This window comes from Streptomyces sp. NPDC016309, assembly GCF_043077235.1.
Taxonomy (GTDB): Bacteria; Actinomycetota; Actinomycetes; order Streptomycetales; family Streptomycetaceae; genus Streptomyces.
The window spans coordinates 709665-730059 of sequence record NZ_JBIBSG010000001.1 but is presented as its reverse complement, the minus strand read 5'-3'; the positions used below and the strand labels follow the sequence as shown (position 1 = coordinate 730059).

General features: G+C 74.1%; 19 protein-coding genes. 13 read left to right on the top strand and 6 right to left on the bottom strand.

From position 1 onward, the window contains the following. Positions 1–274: 274 nt before the first annotated feature. Positions 275–1492 (top strand): DUF2690 domain-containing protein, encoded by a 1218-nt coding sequence (locus ACF068_RS03330; RefSeq protein WP_392272441.1) that lies wholly within the window; start codon positions 275–277, stop codon positions 1490–1492. Between the two features lie 149 nt (positions 1493–1641). Beyond that, entirely contained in the window at positions 1642–2631 is a 990-nt protein-coding gene (locus tag ACF068_RS03325; RefSeq protein WP_392272440.1) for a malate dehydrogenase, read from the top strand. Between the two features lie 63 nt (positions 2632–2694). Here ACF068_RS03325 and ACF068_RS03320 read toward each other — a convergent pair whose 3' ends face one another. Beyond that, entirely contained in the window at positions 2695–3861 is a 1167-nt protein-coding gene (locus ACF068_RS03320) for an acyltransferase family protein (protein ID WP_392272439.1), read from the bottom strand. A gap of 106 nt (positions 3862–3967) precedes the next feature. On the opposite strand from ACF068_RS03320, the gene ACF068_RS03315 reads away from it, so the two are divergent. The 7 genes from ACF068_RS03315 (at position 3968) to ACF068_RS03285 (ending at position 11940) form a co-directional block, all read left to right on the top strand. After that, positions 3968–4222 carry a helix-turn-helix transcriptional regulator gene (locus ACF068_RS03315; RefSeq protein WP_392272438.1) on the top strand — a complete coding sequence of 85 codons (255 nt, stop codon included), beginning with the start codon at positions 3968–3970 and terminating at the stop codon, positions 4220–4222. Next, entirely contained in the window at positions 4219–4761 is a 543-nt protein-coding gene (locus ACF068_RS03310; protein WP_392272437.1) for a hypothetical protein, read from the top strand. Before ACF068_RS03315 ends, ACF068_RS03310 begins: the two co-directional genes overlap by 4 nt. A gap of 135 nt (positions 4762–4896) precedes the next feature. Continuing rightward, on the top strand, positions 4897–6393 hold the full coding sequence (locus ACF068_RS03305; protein WP_392272436.1) for an aldehyde dehydrogenase family protein: 1497 nt from the start codon (positions 4897–4899) through the stop codon (positions 6391–6393). 22 nt (positions 6394–6415) lie between these two features. Further along, positions 6416–7978 (top strand): GMC family oxidoreductase, encoded by a 1563-nt coding sequence (locus ACF068_RS03300; RefSeq protein ID WP_392272435.1) that lies wholly within the window; start codon positions 6416–6418, stop codon positions 7976–7978. Further along, positions 7978–9078 carry a glycine betaine/L-proline ABC transporter ATP-binding protein gene (locus ACF068_RS03295; protein ID WP_392272434.1) on the top strand — a complete coding sequence of 367 codons (1101 nt, stop codon included), beginning with the start codon at positions 7978–7980 and terminating at the stop codon, positions 9076–9078. The genes ACF068_RS03300 and ACF068_RS03295 overlap by 1 nt, the downstream gene beginning before the upstream one ends. Continuing rightward, on the top strand, positions 9075–10976 hold the full coding sequence (locus ACF068_RS03290) for an ABC transporter permease subunit (RefSeq protein WP_392272433.1): 1902 nt from the start codon (positions 9075–9077) through the stop codon (positions 10974–10976). Before ACF068_RS03295 ends, ACF068_RS03290 begins: the two co-directional genes overlap by 4 nt. Position 10977: 1 nt before the next feature. Then, positions 10978–11940: an ABC transporter substrate-binding protein gene (locus ACF068_RS03285; protein ID WP_392272432.1), complete on the top strand. Its 963-nt coding sequence runs from the start codon at positions 10978–10980 to the stop codon at positions 11938–11940. Positions 11941–12016: 76 nt separating this feature from the next. Here the strand turns inward: ACF068_RS03285 and ACF068_RS03280 are convergent, their stop codons facing one another. Then, a complete protein-coding gene (locus tag ACF068_RS03280) occupies positions 12017–12577 on the bottom strand; it encodes a TetR/AcrR family transcriptional regulator (RefSeq protein WP_392272431.1) in 561 nt (186 codons plus the stop codon). Positions 12578–12682: 105 nt separating this feature from the next. Between ACF068_RS03280 and ACF068_RS03275 the strand changes: the two genes are divergently transcribed. Together ACF068_RS03275 and ACF068_RS03270 are read left to right on the top strand one after the other, a co-directional pair. Beyond that, entirely contained in the window at positions 12683–13294 is a 612-nt protein-coding gene (locus ACF068_RS03275; protein WP_392272430.1) for a DUF2867 domain-containing protein, read from the top strand. Continuing rightward, positions 13284–13763 carry a hypothetical protein gene (locus tag ACF068_RS03270; protein WP_392272429.1) on the top strand — a complete coding sequence of 160 codons (480 nt, stop codon included), beginning with the start codon at positions 13284–13286 and terminating at the stop codon, positions 13761–13763. The genes ACF068_RS03275 and ACF068_RS03270 overlap by 11 nt, the downstream gene beginning before the upstream one ends. 69 nt (positions 13764–13832) lie before the next feature. Here ACF068_RS03270 and ACF068_RS03265 read toward each other — a convergent pair whose 3' ends face one another. Together ACF068_RS03265 and ACF068_RS03260 are read right to left on the bottom strand one after the other, a co-directional pair. Beyond that, complete coding sequence (locus ACF068_RS03265) at positions 13833–16757, bottom strand: SpoIIE family protein phosphatase (RefSeq protein ID WP_392272428.1); 2925 nt, start codon at positions 16755–16757, stop codon at positions 13833–13835. A gap of 44 nt (positions 16758–16801) precedes the next feature. Continuing rightward, entirely contained in the window at positions 16802–17299 is a 498-nt protein-coding gene (locus ACF068_RS03260) for an SgcJ/EcaC family oxidoreductase (RefSeq protein ID WP_392272427.1), read from the bottom strand. 184 nt (positions 17300–17483) lie between these two features. Here ACF068_RS03260 and ACF068_RS03255 point away from each other — a divergent pair, with 184 nt between their 5' ends. Both ACF068_RS03255 and ACF068_RS03250 read left to right on the top strand, forming a co-directional pair. Continuing rightward, positions 17484–18086, top strand: coding sequence for a GNAT family N-acetyltransferase (locus ACF068_RS03255; RefSeq protein WP_392272426.1), 603 nt, complete (start codon positions 17484–17486; stop codon positions 18084–18086). Further along, on the top strand, positions 18083–19162 hold the full coding sequence (locus ACF068_RS03250) for a GNAT family N-acetyltransferase (protein WP_392272425.1): 1080 nt from the start codon (positions 18083–18085) through the stop codon (positions 19160–19162). Before ACF068_RS03255 ends, ACF068_RS03250 begins: the two co-directional genes overlap by 4 nt. Here the strand turns inward: ACF068_RS03250 and ACF068_RS03245 are convergent. Together ACF068_RS03245 and ACF068_RS03240 are read right to left on the bottom strand one after the other, a co-directional pair. Beyond that, complete coding sequence (locus ACF068_RS03245) at positions 19141–19866, bottom strand: isocitrate lyase/phosphoenolpyruvate mutase family protein (RefSeq protein WP_392272424.1); 726 nt, start codon at positions 19864–19866, stop codon at positions 19141–19143. The genes ACF068_RS03250 and ACF068_RS03245 overlap by 22 nt on opposite strands. Further along, a complete protein-coding gene (locus ACF068_RS03240) occupies positions 19863–20375 on the bottom strand; it encodes a carboxymuconolactone decarboxylase family protein (RefSeq protein ID WP_392272423.1) in 513 nt (170 codons plus the stop codon). The genes ACF068_RS03245 and ACF068_RS03240 overlap by 4 nt, the downstream gene beginning before the upstream one ends. Positions 20376–20395 lie beyond the last annotated feature (20 nt).

The following is a 20395-nucleotide window of genomic DNA, read 5'->3' as shown; positions in this document are numbered from 1 at the left end:
CCGGGGCCTGTGGCACGGAGGTGACCATTCCGGCATGGTGTGATCGACCCGCAACGGATGCGAAACTGGGGCGGCACTCGGGACAGGGGCGCGTAAGGGGGCACGCTCAGGTTCCGGATGCGCCCGTGCGCCCCCGCTCCAGGAACTGTCATCCTGGCTCCGCGCATCCCTCTCGGTGGACTCCCGGGTGAACACCCGGCGAGCACCGGGAGGCGTCAGGGGGCACGCAGCGCGGGGAGCACATCAGGCACGTACGGGGGACAAGGGGGAAGCAATGCCTCGTTGGAAGGCGCTACCGGAAGAACTCGATCCGCAGGTCAAGGAGTTCGCGAGTCAGCTGCGCCGGCTGGTGGACCGCAGTGGTCTGAGCATCGCCGCGGTATCGGACCGCACCGGGTACAGCAAGACATCGTGGGAGCGCTATCTCAACGGGCGGCTCCTCGCCCCCAAGGGAGCGATCGTCGCACTGGCCGAGGTCACCGGGACGAACCCGGTGCACCTCACGACCATGTGGGAGCTCGCGGAGCGCGCCTGGAGCCGCGCCGAGATGCGCCACGACATGACGATGGAGGCCATACGGATCTCCCAGGCGCGCGCCGCGCTCGGCGAGTTCGGCGGCACCGCCGGACCCGGGGCCGACGGCTCCTCGCGGGTCAAGGCGGCCCCGGGCACGGGCCGCGGGGCGCGCGGCACCGGCCGCGGCGTGGACCGTGGCGCGGACCCGGGTCCCGACCGGGACACCGACCGGGGCGCGGCCTCCGCGCCCGGCTCCTCCGCGCCCTCCTCCGCACCGGGCTCCTCCGCGCCGGGCGCCGACGACCGGGGCTCCGCCGTCACCGTGACGGGCCCCGGCCGGAGCGCCGGCCGCCCGTCCGTCATACCGCCCGACGGCGGCCCCAACGGGCCGGCCCGCCGCGGTCCGGCGCCCCGGCCGGCGGCGCACGCGCCGGGTTCCGCGCCCGCGCCGGGGCCGGCCAAGGCCTCCGGCGGCAGGCGCAAGGCGACCATGTTCGCCATCGGGCTCGTCGGAGCGCTGCTGGTGATAGCCGCGGCCGTCCTGCTGAGCGACCTCGGCTCGGGCGGCGACGCCCCCGCCAAGGACGTCGCCCGGTCACCGGCGGCCACCCCCAGCACCAGCGCGCCCAAGGCACTGCCCGCCGGAGTGAAGTGCAGCGGCGACGACTGCACGGGCCAGGATCCCGAGGCCATGGGCTGCGGCGGCGAGTACGCCGTGACGTCGTCCTCGGCGACCGTCGGCGCCTCGAAGATCGAGGTCCGGTACAGCAAGACGTGCGGAGCGGCCTGGGCCCGCATCACCCGGGCGGTGGCCGGTGACAAGGTCACGATCAGCGCGGGCGGCGAGGCGCAGAACGGCTCGGTGAAGATCGACAAGGACGCGTACACGCCGATGGTGGCGGTGGCCACCGGCACCGAGCCGAAGGCCTGCGCCACGCTGGCCGACGGCACGGAGGGCTGCACGACCGGGCAGTGAGCCGCGACACAAGGGGGCGGGGGTTGCGGGGGGCCCGGGTCGGATAGCCTGACCGCTGGATATCTCTTCATGTCGAGAGATCGATCAGAGAGAGACGTCCAGCACCAGGGGCAGGGACCCCCACCGCCAGCTGTCTTACGGAGATCGCCATGACCCGCACTCCCGTGAATGTCACCGTGACCGGCGCGGCCGGCCAGATCGGTTACGCGCTGCTCTTCCGCATCGCCTCCGGCCACCTGCTCGGCGCGGACGTGCCGGTCAAGCTGCGCCTCCTGGAGATCCCGCAGGGCCTCAAGGCCGCCGAGGGCACCGCCATGGAGCTCGACGACTGCGCCTTCCCGCTGCTGCGCGGCATCGAGATCACCGACGACCCGAACGTCGCGTTCGACGGTGCGAACGTGGCCCTGCTGGTGGGCGCCCGTCCGCGCACCAAGGGCATGGAGCGCGGTGACCTGCTGGAGGCCAACGGCGGCATCTTCAAGCCGCAGGGCAAGGCCATCAACGACAACGCCGCGGACGACATCAAGGTCCTCGTCGTGGGCAACCCGGCCAACACCAACGCGCTCATCGCGCAGGCCGCCGCCCCGGACGTACCGGCCGAGCGCTTCACCGCGATGACCCGCCTGGACCACAACCGCGCGATCTCGCAGCTCGCGAAGAAGACCGGCGCCCCGGTCACCGACATCAAGCGCCTGACGATCTGGGGCAACCACTCGGCCACCCAGTACCCCGACATCTTCCACGCGGAGATCGCCGGCAAGAACGCCGCCGAGGTCGTGGCCGACCAGCAGTGGCTGGCCGACGACTTCATCCCGACCGTCGCCAAGCGCGGTGCCGCGATCATCGAGGCCCGTGGCGCCTCCTCGGCCGCCTCCGCCGCGAACGCCGCGATCGACCACGTCCACACCTGGGTCAACGGCACCGCCGAGGGCGACTGGACCTCCATGGGCATCCCGTCGGACGGCTCCTACGGCGTCCCCGAGGGCCTCATCTCGTCCTTCCCGGTCACCTGCAAGAACGGCACGTACGAGATCGTCCAGGGCCTGGACATCAACGAGTTCTCCCGCGCCCGCATCGACGCCTCCGTGCAGGAGCTGGTCGAGGAGCGCGACGCGGTCCGCGGTCTCGGCCTCATCTGAGCCACCGCCCGGCGGACGGACCCCCCGCTCCATGGACGGGGTCCGGTCCGTACGGTCACGTTTTCACCGCCCCCGGTGGCCCTCGCGCTGCCGGGGGCGCGGTGTCTCCGCGGCCGCGCCGGCGCCGAGGTAGGGGCGGCGCAGCCGGAGGAACGGCAGCTCGATGGCGTGGTACGTCAGGAACGACACCGCGACCGTCAGCGGGAGCGCCACCAGCAGCGTCACCAGGAAGGCCGCCCACACCGGGGGCAGGCCGCCCGGGAACCACCCGGACCCGCCGACCAGGTACTCGCCGGTCACCGTCAGCACCATGAAGTGCGTGAGGTAGACGGAGAAGCTCACCTCCCCGAGCCTGGCCGCTGCCCGCGACGGCCACCCGTCGGCCGCGCTCCGGTGGCCGGCCACGTACGCCGCCACCACCAGGGCCCACACCGCCCCCTCCACCCCGCTCCAGGCCAGCTTCAGCGGGCTGTCCGAGACGAACCCGTGCACCTGGTTGAACGACCAGAGCAGGCCCAGCGCCAGCGCCAGCGCGACCGGCGGCAGCCACCTCGCCCGCAGCCGCTCCCGGTGGTGGACGTACACCCAGGCGGCCAGCATCCCCAGCAGGAACTGGTCGATCCGCCCGGCCAGCCCCAGGTAGAGCGAGGCGGTGTGCGGCCCGGGCGCCGGACTGCTCAGCCACACCAGCGCCCGCAGCAGGAATACCGCGGCCAGCAGCCGCAGCAGCGCGCCGGGGCCGCGCTCGGCGAGGAGCCGGCCCAGCAGCGGGAAGACCAGGTAGAACTGCATCTCCACGCACAGCGTCCAGAAGACGCCCCCGTACGGCTGGGCCGGTGTCGCGAAGGTCAGGATCCGCAGCAGGTCCTGGAACGTGGGCAGGGTGACCTGGGTGGCGAGGCCCAGGACGGCGACGACCAGGTAGAGCGGGTAGATGCGCAGCAGCCGGTTGGCGAGGAACCGGCCGTAGCGGACCGGCTTGCCGTACGTGCCGACGGTGAAGATGAAGCCGGACAGGACCATGAACAGCGCCACGCCGGTGTGGCCCTCGAAGACGAGCGTGGCGGCGGGGTTGGAGGAGTACAGCCAGTCCGTCGCCGGGACGAAGCGCCGGCCCTCGATGCGCGCGCTCAGCAACTGGCACCCGTGGTAGAGGACGACGAGCACGGCGGCGACGGCCCGCAGGTGGTCGACGGGGGCGAGGTAGACGCGGTCGTCGCTGCTGCGCATGGTCGCACCCTAGGGCGGCCCGGCGGTCCCGGTGGGGAGCGACGCCCGTACCGGTCATCCATTCGGATCATTGCGAAAGCGCTATGAGATGTAGTACTTCTTATACATGAGCGAGCAGGTGCACAACAGGCTGGCGGTGATCCGGGCGGAGCGGAAGGTGTCGCGCCAGGCACTCGCCGACGCCCTCGGCGTCCACTATCAGACCATCGGCTATATCGAGCGGGGGCAGTACAACCCCAGCCTCGACCTGGCGTTGAAGGCGGCGCGTCACTTCGGGCTGCCCGTGGAGGCGCTGTTCTCCCTGGAGCCGTTCCCGCCGCTCACCGAAGAGGTCTACGGGGTACACGGGAGGAAGAAATGACCACGACCGCGACGCGCTACGACCGGCGGCTGTACGCGATCATGAACCGGCCGGAGGGGCGGGCGCTCAGCCGTACGGCCGGCCGCCGGCGCGCCTGGGTGGCGGCGCACATCGCGCTCACCGCCGCCGAGGTCGCGCTCTGGCTCGGCAGCGTCCACGGGGACTCGCGGTGGGCGCCGTTCGCCCTCCTCGGGGTGATCCCCCCGTGGTGCGTCGCCATGGGCGTCATCAACGGCAGCACCCGCGGGCTGCTGGAGCTGCGCGGCAGGATGCTGGACGAACGGCAGCTCGTGGAGCGCGACCGGGTGCGGGCCGTCGCCCACCGGATCACTCTCGGGCTGCTGTGCGCGGGGGCGGCCGGGACGGGGGGCGCCGCCTGGCTCGGCGGAGTCCGCTTCGACGGGACCGCGCTGTTCCCGGTGCTGTTCGCCCTGCTGGTCACGCACTGGATGCTGCCGGCGTGGGTGGCCTGCCTGCGGGTCCAGGATGACGCTCCCGACGAGATCGACGAGGTGCCGCACCTCGCCGCCGCTCACTGAGAGTAATCATCTCGCTCGTCCGGCACGGAGTGAGCAAGCCCACTTTCGCGCATGCTTTCCCCTCTTGGGGGCAGGGACCCGGGTCGCCGACCACCGTCGGTGACGAATCAACCGGGAACGGAAGGCAAACGCGACGTGTCGGACCAACAGACCATCCACGTGGGCGGAGAGTGGCGAGCGGCCGCCACCGGCGCCACGCGCGAGATCCTCGACCCCGCCGACGCCACGACCCTCGCCGTCGTGGCGGAAGGCGGGACCGAGGACACGGACGCCGCGATCGCCGCCGCCCGCGCCGCGTTCGACCGGGGCCCGTGGCCCCGCACCCCCGTCGCCGAGCGGGCCGCGCTGCTGCGCCGCGTCGCCGACCTCCTCCAGCGCGACCGCGAGGAGATCGGCCTCCTGGAGAGCCGGGACGCCGGAAAGACCCTGGAGGAAGGGCGCGTCGACGTCGACTGCGTCACCGACGCCTTCCGCTACTTCGCCGACCTCGTCATCAACGAGGGCGGCGGCCGGGTCGTCGACGCCGGGTCACCCGACATCCACAGCGTCGTCGTCCACGAGCCCGTCGGCGTCTGCGCGCTGATCACGCCCTGGAACTACCCCCTGCTCCAGGCCAGTTGGAAGATCGCCCCGGCGCTCGCGGCGGGCAACACATTTGTGATCAAGCCGAGCGAGATCACCCCGCTCACCACCGTCGCCCTCATCCGGCTCCTCGCCGAGGCGGGCCTCCCCGAGGGCGTCGCCAACCTGGTCACCGGCCCCGGCGATCCGGTCGGCGCCCGCATGTCCGAACACCCCGACGTCGACCTCGTGTCGTTCACCGGTGGACTCGTCAGCGGCACGAAGGTGATGCGCGCCGCCGCCGACAGCGTCAAGAAGGTCGCCCTGGAACTGGGCGGCAAGAACCCCAACGTCGTCTTCGCCGACGCCTGCGCCACCGACGAGGGCTTCGACACCGCCGTCGACCAGGCGCTCAACGCGGCCTTCATCCACAGCGGCCAGGTCTGCTCGGCCGGCTCCCGCCTCATCGTGGAGGAGTCCCTGCGCGAGCGGTTCGTCACCGAACTCGCCCGCCGGGCCGAGCGGATCCGCCTCGGGCGCGGCACCGAGAAGGGCGTCGAGTGCGGCCCCCTGGTCTCCGCGCAGCAGCTCGCCCGCACCGAGGAGTACGTCGCCTCCGCGCTCGCCGAGGGCGCCGTCCTGCGCGCCGGCGGCGAACGCCCCACCGGCCCGGCGTACGGCGACGGGTACTTCTACCGCCCCACCGTCCTGGACCGCTGCCACCGCGGGATGCGGGTCGTGCGCGAAGAGGTCTTCGGCCCGGTCCTCACCGTCGAGACCTTCCGCACCGAGGACGAGGCCGTCGCCCTCGCCAACGACACCGAGTACGGACTGGCCGGCGGCGTCTGGTCCGCCGACCCCGGCCGCGCCCGGCGCGTCGCCGGACGGCTCCGCCACGGCACCGTCTGGATCAACGACTTCCACCCCTACCTGCCGCAGGCGGAGTGGGGCGGGTTCGGCAAGAGCGGCATCGGCCGCGAGCTGGGCCCGGCCGGTCTCGCCGAGTACCGCGAGACCAAGCACGTCTACCAGAACCTCGCCCCGCGCCCCGTGCGCTGGTTCGCGGGCTGACGAGGACGAGGGAAACACCACCATGAGCGACACCACCACGAGCGGCACCACCATGAGCGACAGCGACACCACCACGTACGACTACGTCATCGTCGGCGGCGGCACCGCCGGCAGCGTCATCGCCCACCGCCTCACCGCGGACCCCGGCGTCACCGTCGCCGTCATCGAGGGCGGGCCGTCCGACGTCGACCGCCCCGACGTCCTGACCCTCCGCCGCTGGATGGGCCTGCTCGGCGGCGACCTCGACTACGACTACCCCACCACCGAACAGCCACGCGGCAACTCCCACATCCGGCACAGCCGCGCCCGTGTCCTCGGCGGCTGCTCCTCGCACAACACGCTCATCTCCTTCAAGCCGCTGCCCTCCGACTGGGACGAGTGGGAGGAGGCCGGGGCCCACGGCTGGAACGCCGCCGCCATGGACCCGTACTTCGACAAGCTCCTCAACAACATCGTCCCGGTCGACGAGAAGGACCGGAACGCCATCGCCCGCGACTTCGTCGACGCCGCACAGGCCGCGCTGGGCGTCCCGCGCGTCGAGGGCTTCAACACCAAGCCGTTCCACGAGGGCGCCGGGTTCTTCGACCTCGCCTACCACCCGGAGGACAACAAGCGTTCCTCCGCGTCGGTCGCGTACCTCCACCCGATCATGGGCAAACGTCCCAATCTGCATCTGATGCTGGAGACCTGGGCGTACAAGCTGGAGCTCGACGGCACCACGGCCCGCGGCGTCCACGTCCGGACCAAGGACGGCACCGAGCGGCTCGTCACCGCCCGCCGCGAAGTCCTCGTCTGCGCGGGCGCGGTCGACACCCCCCGGCTGCTGCTGCACTCCGGCATCGGCCCGGCCAAGGACCTCGAAGCGCTGGGCATCCCGGTCGTCCACGACCTGCCGGGTGTCGGCGAGAACCTGCTCGACCACCCGGAGTCGGTCATCGTCTGGGAGACCGACGGGCCCATCCCCGACAACTCCGCCATGGACAGCGACGCGGGCCTGTTCGTCCGGCGCGACCCGGAGTCCAGGGGCCCGGACCTGATGTTCCACTTCTACCAGATCCCGTTCACCGACAACCCCGAGCGGCTGGGCTACGAACGCCCCGCGCACGGCGTGTCGATGACGCCGAACATCCCCAAGCCGCGCAGCCGCGGCCGGCTCTACCTCACCAGCGCCGACCCCGAGGCCAAGCCCGCCCTCGACTTCCGGTACTTCACCGACGAGGACGACTACGACGGCCGCACCCTCGTCGACGGCATCCGCATCGCCCGCGAGATCGCCAGGACCGAACCGCTCGCCGGCTGGCTCAAGCGCGAGGTCTGCCCCGGCCCCGACGTCACCGGGGACGAGGAGCTCAGCGAGTACGCCCGCAAGGTCGCGCACACCGTCTACCACCCCGCCGGCACCTGCCGCATGGGCGCCGTCGACGACGAGCGGGCCGTGGTCGGCCCCGACCTGAGGATCCGCGGACTCGACGGCATCAGGATCGCCGACGCGTCCGTCTTCCCGACCATGCCGGCCGTCAACCCGATGATCGGGGTGCTGATGGTCGGCGAAAAGGCCGCCGAACTACTGGGAGGTGGTGCCTGATGAGCGCCCCCGTGAGTACCCCCGCACCGACCCCCGCCGACACGTCCCCCGGCACGTCCGCGCCCACCCCCGTCTTCTCCGTCGACGGCCTGTGGAAGGTCTTCGGCCCCAAGGCCGGCCGCGTGCCCGGCTCCGATCTCGCCGAGCTCCCCGCCGCCGAACTGCGCGAGCGCACCGGCTGCACCGCCGCCGTCCGTGACGTCTCCTTCCACGTCCGCAAGGGCGAGGTCTTCGTCGTGATGGGCCTGTCCGGCTCCGGCAAGTCCACCCTCGTACGCTGTCTGACCCGGCTCATCGAGCCGACCTCCGGCACCGTCGCCATCGACGGCGAGGACATCCTGGCGATGGACACCTCGCGCCTGCGCGAACTGCGCCGCCACCGCGCCGCCATGGTCTTCCAGCACTTCGGCCTGCTGCCCCACCGCTCGGTCCTCGACAACGTCGCCTACGGCCTGGAGATCCAGGGCATGGGCCGGGCCGAACGGCGCGCCAGGGCCGCCGAGGTCGTCACCAAGGTCGGCCTCGCGGGCATGGAGGAGCGCAGGCCCGGCCAGCTCTCCGGCGGCCAGCAGCAGCGCGTCGGCCTCGCCCGCGCCCTCGCCGTCGACCCCGAAGTCCTGCTCTTCGACGAGCCGTTCAGCGCGCTCGACCCGCTGATCCGGCGCGACATGCAGGAGGAGGTCATCCGGCTCCACCGCGAGGAGGGCCGCACGATGATCTTCATCACCCATGACCTCAACGAGGCGCTGCGCCTCGGCGACCGGATCGCGCTGATGCGCGACGGCCGGATCGTGCAGCTCGGCACGCCCGAGGAGATCGTCGGCTCGCCCGCCGACGACTACGTCCGCGACTTCGTCCGGGACGTCCCGCGCGAGCAGGTGCTGACCGTACGCACCGCCATGCGGCCGCCGTGCGCCGGGGAAGCCGACTCCGGCCCCGCCGTCGCGCCCGGCGCGACCGTGTCCGAGGCCATCGAGGCGGTCGCCCGCAGTGGCGGCCCGGTGCGGGTCGTCGACTCCGGCCGCTGCGTGGGCGTCGTGGACCACGCGGGGCTGCTCTCGGTCGTCGCGGGCGTCCCCGCCGGGAAGGCGGCGGCATGACCGCGGCCGTCACCGCCCCCGCCCGCCCCCGGATACCGGCCGCCGCACGCCGCTACTGGCCGCTGGCCGCCGTACTCCTCCTCGTACCGCTCGGCTTCCTCCTCGCCGGGCGCGGCACCTGGCCGGCCGCGCTCCAGGTCGACCTGTCCGGGCCGCTCGGCGACGCCAGCGACTGGATCGTCGACAACCGCGACAGCCACCCGCTGTTCCTCTACTTCCTCGGGCACGTCAGCAACGCCGTCGTCCTGTCCGTGCGCGGCGTCTACCTCGTGCTCCTCGCCGCCGGCTGGGCCGGCGTCACCGCCGCCGCCGGCCTGATCGCCTGGCGGGTCGCCGGAGCGCGCCTCGGGATCCTCGCCGTCGCCGCGTTCGCCGTGTGCGGGCTGCTCGGCATGTGGGTCCCGACCATGCAGACGCTGGCCCTCATGGTCGTCGCGGTCGCCGTGTCCGTCGCCCTCGGCGCCCTCCTCGGACTCGCCGCCGGACTGTCGGAGCGCACCCACCGGGCCCTGCGGCCCGTCCTCGACACCATGCAGGTGCTGCCCGCGTTCGCGTACCTGCTGCCGGTCGTCCTGGTCTTCGGCATCGGCGTCCCCGCGGCCGTCCTCGCCACCGTCGTCTACGCCGCCCCGCCCATGGCCCGCCTCACCGCGCTCGGCCTGCGCGCCGCCGACCCCGGCGTCCTGGAGGCGTCGGCCTCGCTCGGTGCCACCGGCCGGCAGCGGCTGCTGACCGCCCGGCTGCCGCTGGCCCGCAAGGAACTGCTCCTCGGCGTCAACCAGTCGATCATGATGGCGCTGTCGATGGCCGTCATCGCGTCCGTCATCGGCGCCGGTGGCCTCGGCGACCGCGTCTACCAGGCGCTCGCCTCCGTCGACGTGGGCGCCGCCCTCGCCGCCGGCATCCCCATCGTGCTGCTGGCCGTCGTGCTCGACCGTACGGCCACGGGCGCGCGCTCGCGGTCCGGTTCGGCACGCGGGCGGATCACCGCCGTCGTCGCGGTGGCCGCCGCGGCCCTCGCCGGCCGCCTGGCCGGCGGGCCCACCTGGCCCGAGGCGTGGCACGTCGGCATCGCCGAGCCCGTCAACCGGGGCGTCGACTGGATGACCGCCCACCTCTACTCGGGCGTCCCCGTCGTCGGCGGCACCGCCGACTGGGCGGCCCACTTCACCGGCTGGGTCCTCGACCCCGTACGGGACGGCCTCCAGGCCCTGCCCTGGTGGGCGCTGCTGCTGCTGGTCGGCGCGCTGGCGCTGCTCGTCGGCACCTGGCGCACCGCGGTGACGGCCGTCGCCGCGATGGCCGCCATCGGTGTCCTGGGCGTGTGGGACGCGTCGCTGGACACCCTCTCGCAGGTGCTGGCCGCCGTGGCCGTCACGCTGCTGCTGGGCTTCGCCGTCGCGGTGGCGGCGGCACGCAGCACGCGGGTGGAGCGCGTGTTGCGGCCGGTCCTGGACGTCTTCCAGACCATGCCGCAGTTCGTGTACCTGATCCCGGTGGTCGCCCTCTTCGGCGTGGGCCGCGCCCCGGCGGTCGCCGCCGCCGTGGTGTACGCCCTGCCCGCCGTCGTCCGCATCACCACGCAGGGCCTGCGGGGCGTCGACCCGGTCGCGCTGGAGTCCGCCCGCTCGCTCGGCGCGACGCCGTGGCAGCAACTGCGCCAGGTCCAGCTCCCGCTGGCCCGGCCGGCACTGCTGCTGGCGGTCAACCAGGCGGTCGTCCTGGTCCTCGCCGTCGTCATCATCGGCGGCCTGGTCGGCGGCGGCGCGCTCGGTTACGACGTCGTCTTCGGCCTCGCGCAGGGCGACCTGGCGACCGGCCTGGTCGCGGGCGCCGCCATCGTCTGCCTGGGCCTGATGCTCGACCGGGTGACCCAGCCGACCGGAAAGGAGGCCTGACGTGCGTACGCGTACGACGGTCGCCGCAGCCGGGGCGCTCGCCCTGCTGACCATCCCCCTGGCCGGCTGCGGCGCGGCCGACATGACCAAGCAGGCGTCCCCCTACGCCGCCGCCCAGGGCACCAGGACGGTCACGCTGTCCGTGCAGTCCTGGGTGGGCGCGCAGGCCAACGTCGCCGTGGCGAAGTACCTGCTCGAACACGAACTGGGCTACCGCGTCGACACCGTCCAGGTCGACGAGGTCCCCGCGTGGGACGCCCTCAGCCAGGGCCGGGTGGACGCCCTCCTGGAGGACTGGGGCCACCCCGAGCAGGAACAGCGGTACGTCAAGGACAAGAAGACCATCGCGCCCGGTGGTGACCTGGGCGTCACCGGCCACATCGGCTGGTTCGTCCCCACGTACTTCGCGAAGGCGCACCCGGACGTCACCGACTGGAAGAACCTGAACAAGTACGCCGACCGGCTCCGCACGGCGGAGAGCGGCGGCAAGGGCCAGCTCATGGACGGCTCCCCGTCGTACGTCACCAACGACAAGGCGCTGGTGAAGAACCTCGGCCTGGACTACAAGGTCGTCTTCGCCGGTTCCGAGGCGGCTCAGATCACCCAGATCAAGCAGTTCGCCAAGGAGAAGAAGCCGTTCCTGACGTACTGGTACAAGCCTCAGTGGCTGTTCGAGAAGGTGCCGATGACGGAGGTCAAGCTGCCCGCGTACAGGGAGGGTTGTGACGCCGACCCCGAGAAGGTCGCCTGCGCCTATCCGCACACGCCCTTGCAGAAGTTCCTCAACGCGGACTTCGCGGAGAAGGGCGGGAAGGCGGCCGCCTTCCTGAAGAACTTCCGCTGGACGACCGAGGCGCAGAACGACGTGGCGCTGATGATCGCCGAGCAGAAGCTCTCACCGGAGGCGGCGGCCGAGAAGTGGGTCAAGGCCAACGAAGCCACCTGGCGTCCGTGGCTGCCCTGATCCCCGGCGGGCCCGCCCCCCGGGGCCGGTGACGGGCTCCCGTCCCCCGGGGCGGGAACCCGTCACCGGCCCTCGGCTACCGCAGGAGCCACTGCTTGGTCAGGTCCATGACCTCCTCGCGGCTGCGGCCCGCGTGGTCGGCGGCGACGACGTACGCGCCGATGCGCACCGAGAAGGTGACCATGCAGCGGACCTCGACGTCGGCGGGGTCGGGGCAGAAGGACGCGAAGAGCGAGCGCAGATAGTCCATGCGCCGGTTGTCGACCCGCCGCAGCCGCTCCGCGACGGCCTCGTCGCGGCGGGCCCAGTCGCGGACGGCGAGATCGAGCACCGGGCCGCGGGGAACCTCGTCGCCGGACGCGGCGACGAAGGTGAACAGCCGCTCCAGCCTCTCCCGGCCGTCCCCGCCGCCTTCGTCCACGTGGGTGATCACGGCTTCGGTGACCTCCCGCTCCCAGGTGTCCAGCATCTCGGTGAGCAGCGCCTCCCGGTTGGCGAAGTACCCGTAGAAGCCGCCCTTGCTGACGCCGAGCGCCTGCGCGAGCGGCTCGATCCGCACGGCGTCCGGGCCACCGGCGGCGAGGGCGCGCAGCCCCTCCTCGATCCACTTGCCGCGCGGCGTACGAGCCACGGCCATGGTGTGTCACCTCTCACGTCCCACCCCATCTATACGGTGCCGTACAGATGGGGCTATCGTCGATCTGTACGCCATCGTATAGACCGGATGGATCGGGGTACCCCCATGAGACTTCCCCAAGCCGCGCACACGTCCCGCCCCTGGCGGATCCACGAGATCGCCGGCGACTTCCAGGTCGAGGACGTGTGGGAGCTGCCGACACCGGGCGGCCCGGACGATCTCGACCGGCTGGTGCGCCAGTTCGCCGAGGGGAAGGGGGGCGGCGACGGCGACCGCACGGGGAGCCCGATCTCCTCCCCGGTGCCCCGCGCGCTCTTCGCGCTCCGCCGGAAGCTGGGCGCCCTGCTCGGCTGGGACGATCCCGCCTCCGGGGTCGGCGGCCGCGTGCCGAGCCTCCGGGACCGGCTGCCGGCGGACCTCCGCGACGGCCCCCGGGGCCCGGACTTCCGGACGGTGTCGTTCACCTCGATCTACCAGACCCACGACGAGTGGGCGGCCGAGATGGCCAACCGGACCGTGCACACGGTGATGCACATCGGCTGGGTCGCGGACGGCAAGGGCGGCCACCACGGCCGCATGGCGGTGCTGGTGAAGCCCAACGGCCGGGCGGGAGCCGCCTACATGGCGGCCATCAAGCCGTTCCGGTACCTCGGCGTGTACCCGGCGATGCTCCGCATGATCGGACGCGAGTGGAAGGAACGCACGGATGCCGCCTGAAACGGGAGCGGGGAGAGCGGCCCGCCGGGCACCGGCCGCGTTCCGCGCAGGGGCCTGGGCGTGGATCCTCACCGGCGCGGGTCACCTCACCCTGGAGCTGGTGATGGCGCTGCGCCCGGAGGACCCCGGGCGGGCCCGCGCCGTGGCGGCGATGCGGGCGTACGAGATCGGGCTCGGCGGTGTCTCGCGCAGCCTGCGCGACATCGACCTGGGCATGTCGATGGTCATGGGTACGGCCCTGGTCTTCGGCGGGCTGATCTGCCTGCTCGTGGCCCGCGCCGCCCCCGCCCTGATCACCGGGTCGCGCGCGCTGAGCGGTCCGGCCCTGGCCGCCTCGCTGGTGGTGCTCGGCCTGTCGGTGGCGCTGCTGCCCCTCCCTCCCGTCGTCCTGTTCACCGTGGCGTGCGTCGGGTTCGGCGTGGCGGTCGCCACGGCCCGGCCGGCGGCGTCCGGCGCCCGCGCGGGATAGCCGGCGGGGACCGCCCAAGGGAGACGGCGGGGGACGGCCCACGGGGGATGGCGGGCCGGGGCGGCCGGGTCAGTCCGGTTCGTCGAACATGGCGAGCAGCGTCTCCTCGTCCGGTTCCGGGGCGGGCGGGCCGGAGCGGGGGACCTGCTCGGCCCAGACCGTCTTGCCCTGGGGCATGAACCGGGCGCCCCAGCTCTTGGTGAACTGGGCCACCAGGAACAGACCGCGCCCGCCCTCCTCGGTGGTCGCCGCGCGGCGGATGCGCGGTGAGGTGTTGCTGCGGTCGGAGACCTCGCAGATCAGCGAGCCGTTCCGGAGCAGCCGCAGGGACACGGGGCCGTGGCCCCCGTACCGCACGGCGTTGGTGACCAGCTCGCTGACCACCAGTCCGGTGCTGAAGTCCAGCTCCGTCAGGCCCCATTCGGTGAGCTGCCGGTGCGTCAGCTCGCGGGCCCTGGCGACCATCGCGGGGTCGGAGGGCAGCTCCCAGGACGCCACCCGCTCGTCGGGCAGCGCGCGCACCCGGGCCAGCAGCAGCGCCACGTCGTCATGGGGCCCGTCGGGCAGCAGCGTGTCCGTGATCCGGTCGCAGACGCGCTCCAGCGACGGCTCCGGCCCCGCGAGCGCGTCGAGGAACCGGCCGGTGCGGGCGTCGGTGTCCGTGTCGCCGAAGGCGCGGCCCTCCTTCAGCAGGCCGTCGGTGTACAGGGCCAGCAGGGTGCCCTCCGGCAGCTCGACGTCGGCGGACTCGTACGGCTGGAGCCCGCCGAGACCGAGCGGCGGGCCGGCCGGCAGGTCGAGCAGGCGCGGCTCGCCGTCCGGCGGCACCAGCGCGGGGGGCGGGTGGCCGGCCCGGGCGGCGGCGCAGCGGCAGGACACCGGGTCGTAGACGGCGTACAGGCAGGTCGCCGCCGTAGCCGGGTCCTCGGTGTCGGTGGGACCCCGGCTGACCAGGTCGTCCAGATGGGTCAGCACCTCCTCGGGCGGCAGGTCCAGAGCGGCCAGGGTGTGCACCGCCGTGCGCAGCCGCCCCATGGTGGCGGCCGCCTGGAGCCCGTGCCCGGCCACGTCCCCGACCACCAGTGCCACCCGCAGCCCGGACAGCGGGATCGCGTCGAACCAGTCGCCGCCCACACCGGCCCGGGCGTCCGCCGGCAGGTAGCGGCAGGCGAGGTCGGCGGCGGTCAGCCGGGGCACCTCGCGCGGCAGCAGGCTGCGCTGGAGGGTGAGCGAGGCCTCGTGCTCGCGGCTGTAGCGGCGGGCGTTGTCCAGGCTGATCGCGGTACGGGCCGCCAGCTCGCCCGCCAGCGTCAGGTCGTCCTGCTCGTACGGTCTCGTCCTGCCCCGCCGGTAGAACCCCGCCACGCCCAGTACGACCCCCCGGGCGCACAGCGGGGCGCCCAGACAGGAGTGCACGCCCTCGCCGAGGAGGGCTGCCGGGTGCCCGGCGTCGTCCGGCCGCCCGCCCGCCGCGTCCGGCCCCCCGCCCGCCGTCCCGGACGGACCGGTGACAGTCACCGTGTCCGCGGCCGGCCGCCCGGTGTCGAGGCAGCGCGCCTGCGGGGTGCCGGCCGGATGGCGCACCGGCTCGTCCACCCCGGCCGTCCGGGCCTCGCCGGAACCCTCGCCCGTCCAGGCCACGACCCGCCGCAGCGCGGTGCCGGGGCCGGGCCGCCCGTGCGGGGGCTCCCCGCCCGCCAGGGCGTCCTCCAGCAGGTCGACCACCACGAGGTCGGCCAGGCGCGGTACGGCGATCTCCGCCAGCTCCTGGGCGGTGCGCCGCATGTCCAGGGTGGCGCCGAGGCGCACGCCCGCCTCGTTCAGCAGCGACAGCCGGCCCCGCGCCTCGGCGGCCAGGCGTCCCACGCCCGGCTCGCCGACCAGCAGCGGCCACTCGCCGGCCCCGTCCTCCCGCGCCCCGCCGGGGTCCAGCAGCGGCACGTCCCGGCCGTCCGGGGCGGTGGCGGTCGGGGTCGCGGCCCCGGTGACGTCCGTGGCCGCGCCGCCCCGGGCACCCCGGGAGCCGGTGCCGGTGCCGGTATCGGTGCCGGTGGCGGTGGCGGTGGCGGTGGCTGGGCCGGTGGCGGTCCTGGAGCCGGTGGCGGGGCCGGTGCCGCCCCGGACGCCGAAGCCCACCTCGACGGCCGCGCCCTCCGCGTCGCCGTGCCGCAGCTCCCGGCGGCGCAGCGTGGCCACCCGGCCGCCCGCCAGCGGCACCTCGGTGAACGCCCCGCCGCCGGGGGAGGCCGGTGCGGAGATGAGCTCGATGGCGCTCTCCAGCAGCGCCAGCCGCTCCTCGGGGGTCAGCCGGGGCGCCCCCGCGCCCAGGCGGCCGAGCTCGCCGGAGCCGGGGTGGAGCCGGGCGTGCGCGCCGCGCTCCCGGGCCTGGAGGAAGGCGCTCAGCAGATTGCGCTCACGGGTCGTGCTCAGTTCCAGCAGGCGCTCCGATATGCGCTCGGTGGCCTCCTGGAGGACCAGCGCCATGCCCGGTTCGGCCAGGTCACGGGGTACGGAGAGGTTGACCGCGCCCTGCACGGTGCCGCCCACCGGGTCACGCACGGGCGCGGCCATGCAGGTCAGCTCCTTCAGGTTGTGCAGGAAGTGCTCGTGACCCACCACCACGAAGGGCGAGCGGGTGCTGAGCACCATGCTGACGCTGCTGGTGCCCATGAACCGCTCGTCGACGTTGGCGCCCGGGACCAGGGAGGCGGCGTCCATGAGCGCCAGCCCCGCCGGGTCGCCCCGCCGGTCCACGACGATGGCCCGGGCGTCGGCCAGCGTCACCGTGACGGGCAGGCCGGGGAACCGTGCGCACAGGGCGTCCAGCACCGGCGCGGCCGCCCGGACGAGCCGGGACTCCGGGTCGAGGTCGGCCTCGACCGGCAGCGCCGCCCCCTCGGTGTCGATCCCGAGCGACCGCGAGCGCTGCCAGGAGGCGAGAATCTCCGGACGCACTCCGCCGCCGGGCGGCCGCTGCTCACCGCGATCTTCCACAGAACCAGGATAATCGGGCAAATCGCCCATGTGCTCCCGGGGCGTCAGCCGGCGGCGAGCGTCTCCGGGTCGATGACCTTGGTGTTCTGGGCGGCGGCGACCCGCCACACCCCGTCGTCCTTGGCCAGCACGTACAGCGGCGAGCCCGGCACCGCGTCGGGATGGGAGTCCACCAGGGACGCCGGGTCGGCCTGCCCCCGGAACACCTCGTCCAGCCGCTCGCCGTCCCGGGTGACCGGGCGCTGGCGCACCTTGACGGCGGCGACGTCGGGGCGGACGAACAGGATGTGCTCGACCTCGTAGGTGGCCGTCAGGTCCTGCCCGGCGGTGCGGGGCAGGACCGCGCGCGTGAAGGCGTCGATCTCGCCGAGGCCGGTCAGCCGCTTGCCGTGCGCGGTGGTCCAGATCGCGTCCTGGCGGAAGCCGCTCAGGAAGGCGTCGGGCAGGGCCTTCTGCTGCGCGTCCTGCACGCCCGCGACGAACGCGACGATGGCCTCCACGTCGTCCTGCGGGACGGCGACGCCGCTGGTTCGAGGGCTCATGATGTTCCTCCGGGAGTGGTGGTCCGTTGCGCGTCCCAGCCTCTGACCTCAACCACGCTTGATGTCAACACCGTTGGGCGGCCCCGTCGAGTGGCGCGCCCCACCGTTCCGTCGGCACCCGGCGGGTGACGAGCCGACAGGGGTTCCCTCGCGCCGGCCGCGGTCCGTGTGCTTGGATCCCACGATGGATCAGGTACGCCCCCGGCAACCGGCGGACATCGACGCCTGTGTGCGCGCCCTGGCACACGTGCACGCGCACGACGGGTACCCGGCCGACTGGCCGGCCGATCCGGGCGGCTGGCTCACGCCGGACCGCCGGACCGGGGCGTGGGTCGCCGTCCTGGACGGACGCGCCGTCGGGCACGTCGCGCTGTCGGAACCCGGTGAGGGGGACCTCGCCGCCGCGCTCCGGGGCGCCGGGCCCACGGCCGTGGTCGGGCGGCTGTTCGTCGACCCCGCCGCCCGGGGGCGCGGCCTCGGGGCCCGGCTGGTGGAGCGGGCCGTGCGCGAGGCGCGGGAGCGGGGCGCGCACCCGGTGCTGGACGTCCTGCCCGGCGACCGGGCGGCGATCGCCCTGTACGAACGCCTCGGGTGGCGGCGGATCGGCACCGGCGAGCAGGAGTGGGGGCCGGGCCGGAAGGTGACGGTGCACTGCTACGCGGCCCCCGCCGCCGGGCCGCTCCCCGGGCCGCTCCCCGGGCCGCTCGCCGGGCCGCTCCCCGGGCTCGCCGGGCCGCCGAACGCGATGGCGCCCGGACGCGGGCACGACCAGGGGCCGACGGCATGACGGCCATGGGCGCACACGACGTGGACGAGGCGGTCGCGGTCGTCGTCCGGGCGCTGGGCGGCGTGACGGACCGGGACTGGTCGGGGCGGGCGGCCGGTCTGGAGTGGAGCTGCCACGACACGGCCCTGCACATCGCCGACGACTTCACCGGCTACGCCACCCAGTTGACCGGCCGCGCCACCGACTCCTACGCGCCCTTCCGGCTCAGGGCCGAGCCCGGCACCACCCCGGCCGGTCTGATCCGCGTCATCGGGGCGACCGGCGGGCTGCTGTCCGCCGCCGTCCGCACGACGCCCGCCGGCGTACGGGCCTGGCACCCGTCCGGAATGGCCGGGGCGGACGGTTTCGCGGCGATGGGCGTCGTCGAGGCGCTGCTGCACACCCACGACATCCTCGGCGCCCTCGACGGGACCGACAGCGCCGACGGCACCGGCTGGCGCCCGCCCGGCCGGTTGTGCGCCCGCGTCCTGGACCGGCTCTTCCCGCACGTCCCCGGCTCCGGCGACCCGTGGCGGACCCTGCTGTGGGCCACCGGCCGCGCCGGCCCGGACCGCCGGACCCGCCCGGCGGCCTGGCGCTGGTACAACGAGCCGGTCCGGTCCGGGCGCCTCGTGCTGTGCGAGGTGTCCCCGAACATCGGGGCCGACCTGCACGCCGGCGGCGACGGCGGTTTCACCTGGGCGGACGGGGGTCCGCCGGAGGGCACCCGGTTCGCCGGCGGGATGGTGGCCCGGGCCCGCGAGGCGGGGACGTACCGCCCCGGCTGGGGCCCGTACGCCATCGTCCGCGCCTCCGACCGCCGGGCGATCGGCGCCATCGGCTTCCACGCCGCCCCGGACACCGACGGCCGGGCCGAACTCGGCTACGACCTGGTGGAGGGCGCCCGCGGCCACGGCTACGCCACCGAGGCGCTGCGCGCCCTCACCCGCTGGGCGTTCGGCCGGCCGGAGCCGGCGGTGCTGGTCGCCACCGTCGACCACGACAACGCGCCCTCGCACGGCGTGGTGACCCGCGCCGGCTTCACCCGGGCCGCCGACACCGGAGGGAGCGTGGTCTACGAACTGCGCCGGAGCTGACCGGCGATGTCCCGCACCGCGGCCATCGCGCGGTGCAGCAGCCACGGCCCGAAGGTGATCCGGGTGACGCCCAGGCGCCCCAGCTCGGCCACCGCCGGGCCGCCGGGGAACGGCGCCACGTTGAGCGGCCCCTCGATCCGGGCGCGCAGCAGCGGCAGGTGCGCGGGCGGCACGCCGATCGGGTAGACGCAGTCGGCGCCCGCCGCGGTGTACAGCCGCGCCCGGGCGATCGCGTCCTCCGGGTCGTCCAGGCCCCGCACGAAGGTGTCCACCCGGGCGTTGACGAACAGCCGGCCGCCCGCCTCCGCCCGTACCTCCGCGAGCAGTTCGGCCTGCTCCCGGGGGTCCACGAGCACGCCGGCGCGGGAGTCCTCCAGGTTCACGCCGACCGCGCCGGCGTCCAGGACGCGGGCGACGAGCTCCCCGGGCGCCAGGCCGTAACCGGCCTCCACGTCCGCCGACACCGGGACCGACACCGACCGGGCGATCCGGGCGACGGCCGCGAACATCTCGCCGGCGGGCGTCGCCCCGTCCGCGTACCCCAGCGACGCCGCCACCCCCGCGGAGGGCGTGGCCAGGGCCGGGAAGCCGGCCTCCTCGAAGGCCCGCGCGCTCGCCGCGTCCCACGGCCCCGGCAGCACCAGCGGGTCGCCGGGGGCGCGGTCGTGGTGCAGGGCGCGGAACGCCGCGGCGGCGTCGGTCACTTGCCGGTCCCGGCGAACTGCCCCGGTGTGTAGTGGCCCGGCACCAGCCGGCTGGTGACGGCGAACCGGTTCCAGGCGTTGATGACGGTGATCGCGGCGATGAGCTGGGCCAGTTCCCTCTCGTCGAACTGCTTCGCCGCCTTCTCGTACACCTCGTCGGGGACGAAACCGTCCGTCAGGACCGTGACCGCCTCCGTCAGTTCGATCGCCGCCAGTTCCCTCGCGGTGTAGTAGTGGCGCGACTCCTCCCAGGCGCTGAGCTGGATGATCCGCTCCACCGACTCACCGGCCGCCAGCGCGTCCTTGGTGTGCATGTCGAGGCAGTAGGCGCAGTGGTTGAGCTGCGAGGCCCGGATCTTCACCAGTTCGAGGAGCACCGGGTCGAGGCCCTGCCGCGCCGCGGCGTCCAGCCGGACCATGGCCTTGAACACCTCGGGCGCGTGGTCGGTCCAGGCGAGGCGGGGGGTGTGCTCGCTCGCGTACTCGGTGGTCTTCGTCTCTGTCGTCATGGCTACGACCGTACGGGGCG

What these genes read in the sequence shown, in the direction of transcription:
- ACF068_RS03310 (WP_392272437.1), top strand. Translation starts at nt 4,219, where the DNA reads ATGACCACGACCGCGACGCGCTACGACCGGCGGCTGTACGCGATCATG.
- ACF068_RS03330 (WP_392272441.1), top strand. Translation starts at nt 275, where the DNA reads ATGCCTCGTTGGAAGGCGCTACCGGAAGAACTCGATCCGCAGGTCAAG.
- ACF068_RS03320 (WP_392272439.1), bottom strand. Translation starts at nt 3,861, where the DNA reads ATGCGCAGCAGCGACGACCGCGTCTACCTCGCCCCCGTCGACCACCTG.
- ACF068_RS03325 (WP_392272440.1), top strand. Translation starts at nt 1,642, where the DNA reads ATGACCCGCACTCCCGTGAATGTCACCGTGACCGGCGCGGCCGGCCAG.
- ACF068_RS03250 (WP_392272425.1), top strand. Translation starts at nt 18,083, where the DNA reads ATGACGGCCATGGGCGCACACGACGTGGACGAGGCGGTCGCGGTCGTC.
- ACF068_RS03240 (WP_392272423.1), bottom strand. Translation starts at nt 20,375, where the DNA reads ATGACGACAGAGACGAAGACCACCGAGTACGCGAGCGAGCACACCCCC.
- ACF068_RS03315 (WP_392272438.1), top strand. Translation starts at nt 3,968, where the DNA reads ATGAGCGAGCAGGTGCACAACAGGCTGGCGGTGATCCGGGCGGAGCGG.
- ACF068_RS03255 (WP_392272426.1), top strand. Translation starts at nt 17,484, where the DNA reads ATGGATCAGGTACGCCCCCGGCAACCGGCGGACATCGACGCCTGTGTG.
- ACF068_RS03300 (WP_392272435.1), top strand. Translation starts at nt 6,416, where the DNA reads ATGAGCGACACCACCACGAGCGGCACCACCATGAGCGACAGCGACACC.
- ACF068_RS03260 (WP_392272427.1), bottom strand. Translation starts at nt 17,299, where the DNA reads ATGAGCCCTCGAACCAGCGGCGTCGCCGTCCCGCAGGACGACGTGGAG.
- ACF068_RS03280 (WP_392272431.1), bottom strand. Translation starts at nt 12,577, where the DNA reads ATGGCCGTGGCTCGTACGCCGCGCGGCAAGTGGATCGAGGAGGGGCTG.
- ACF068_RS03295 (WP_392272434.1), top strand. Translation starts at nt 7,978, where the DNA reads ATGAGCGCCCCCGTGAGTACCCCCGCACCGACCCCCGCCGACACGTCC.
- ACF068_RS03275 (WP_392272430.1), top strand. Translation starts at nt 12,683, where the DNA reads ATGAGACTTCCCCAAGCCGCGCACACGTCCCGCCCCTGGCGGATCCAC.
- ACF068_RS03290 (WP_392272433.1), top strand. Translation starts at nt 9,075, where the DNA reads ATGACCGCGGCCGTCACCGCCCCCGCCCGCCCCCGGATACCGGCCGCC.
- ACF068_RS03270 (WP_392272429.1), top strand. Translation starts at nt 13,284, where the DNA reads ATGCCGCCTGAAACGGGAGCGGGGAGAGCGGCCCGCCGGGCACCGGCC.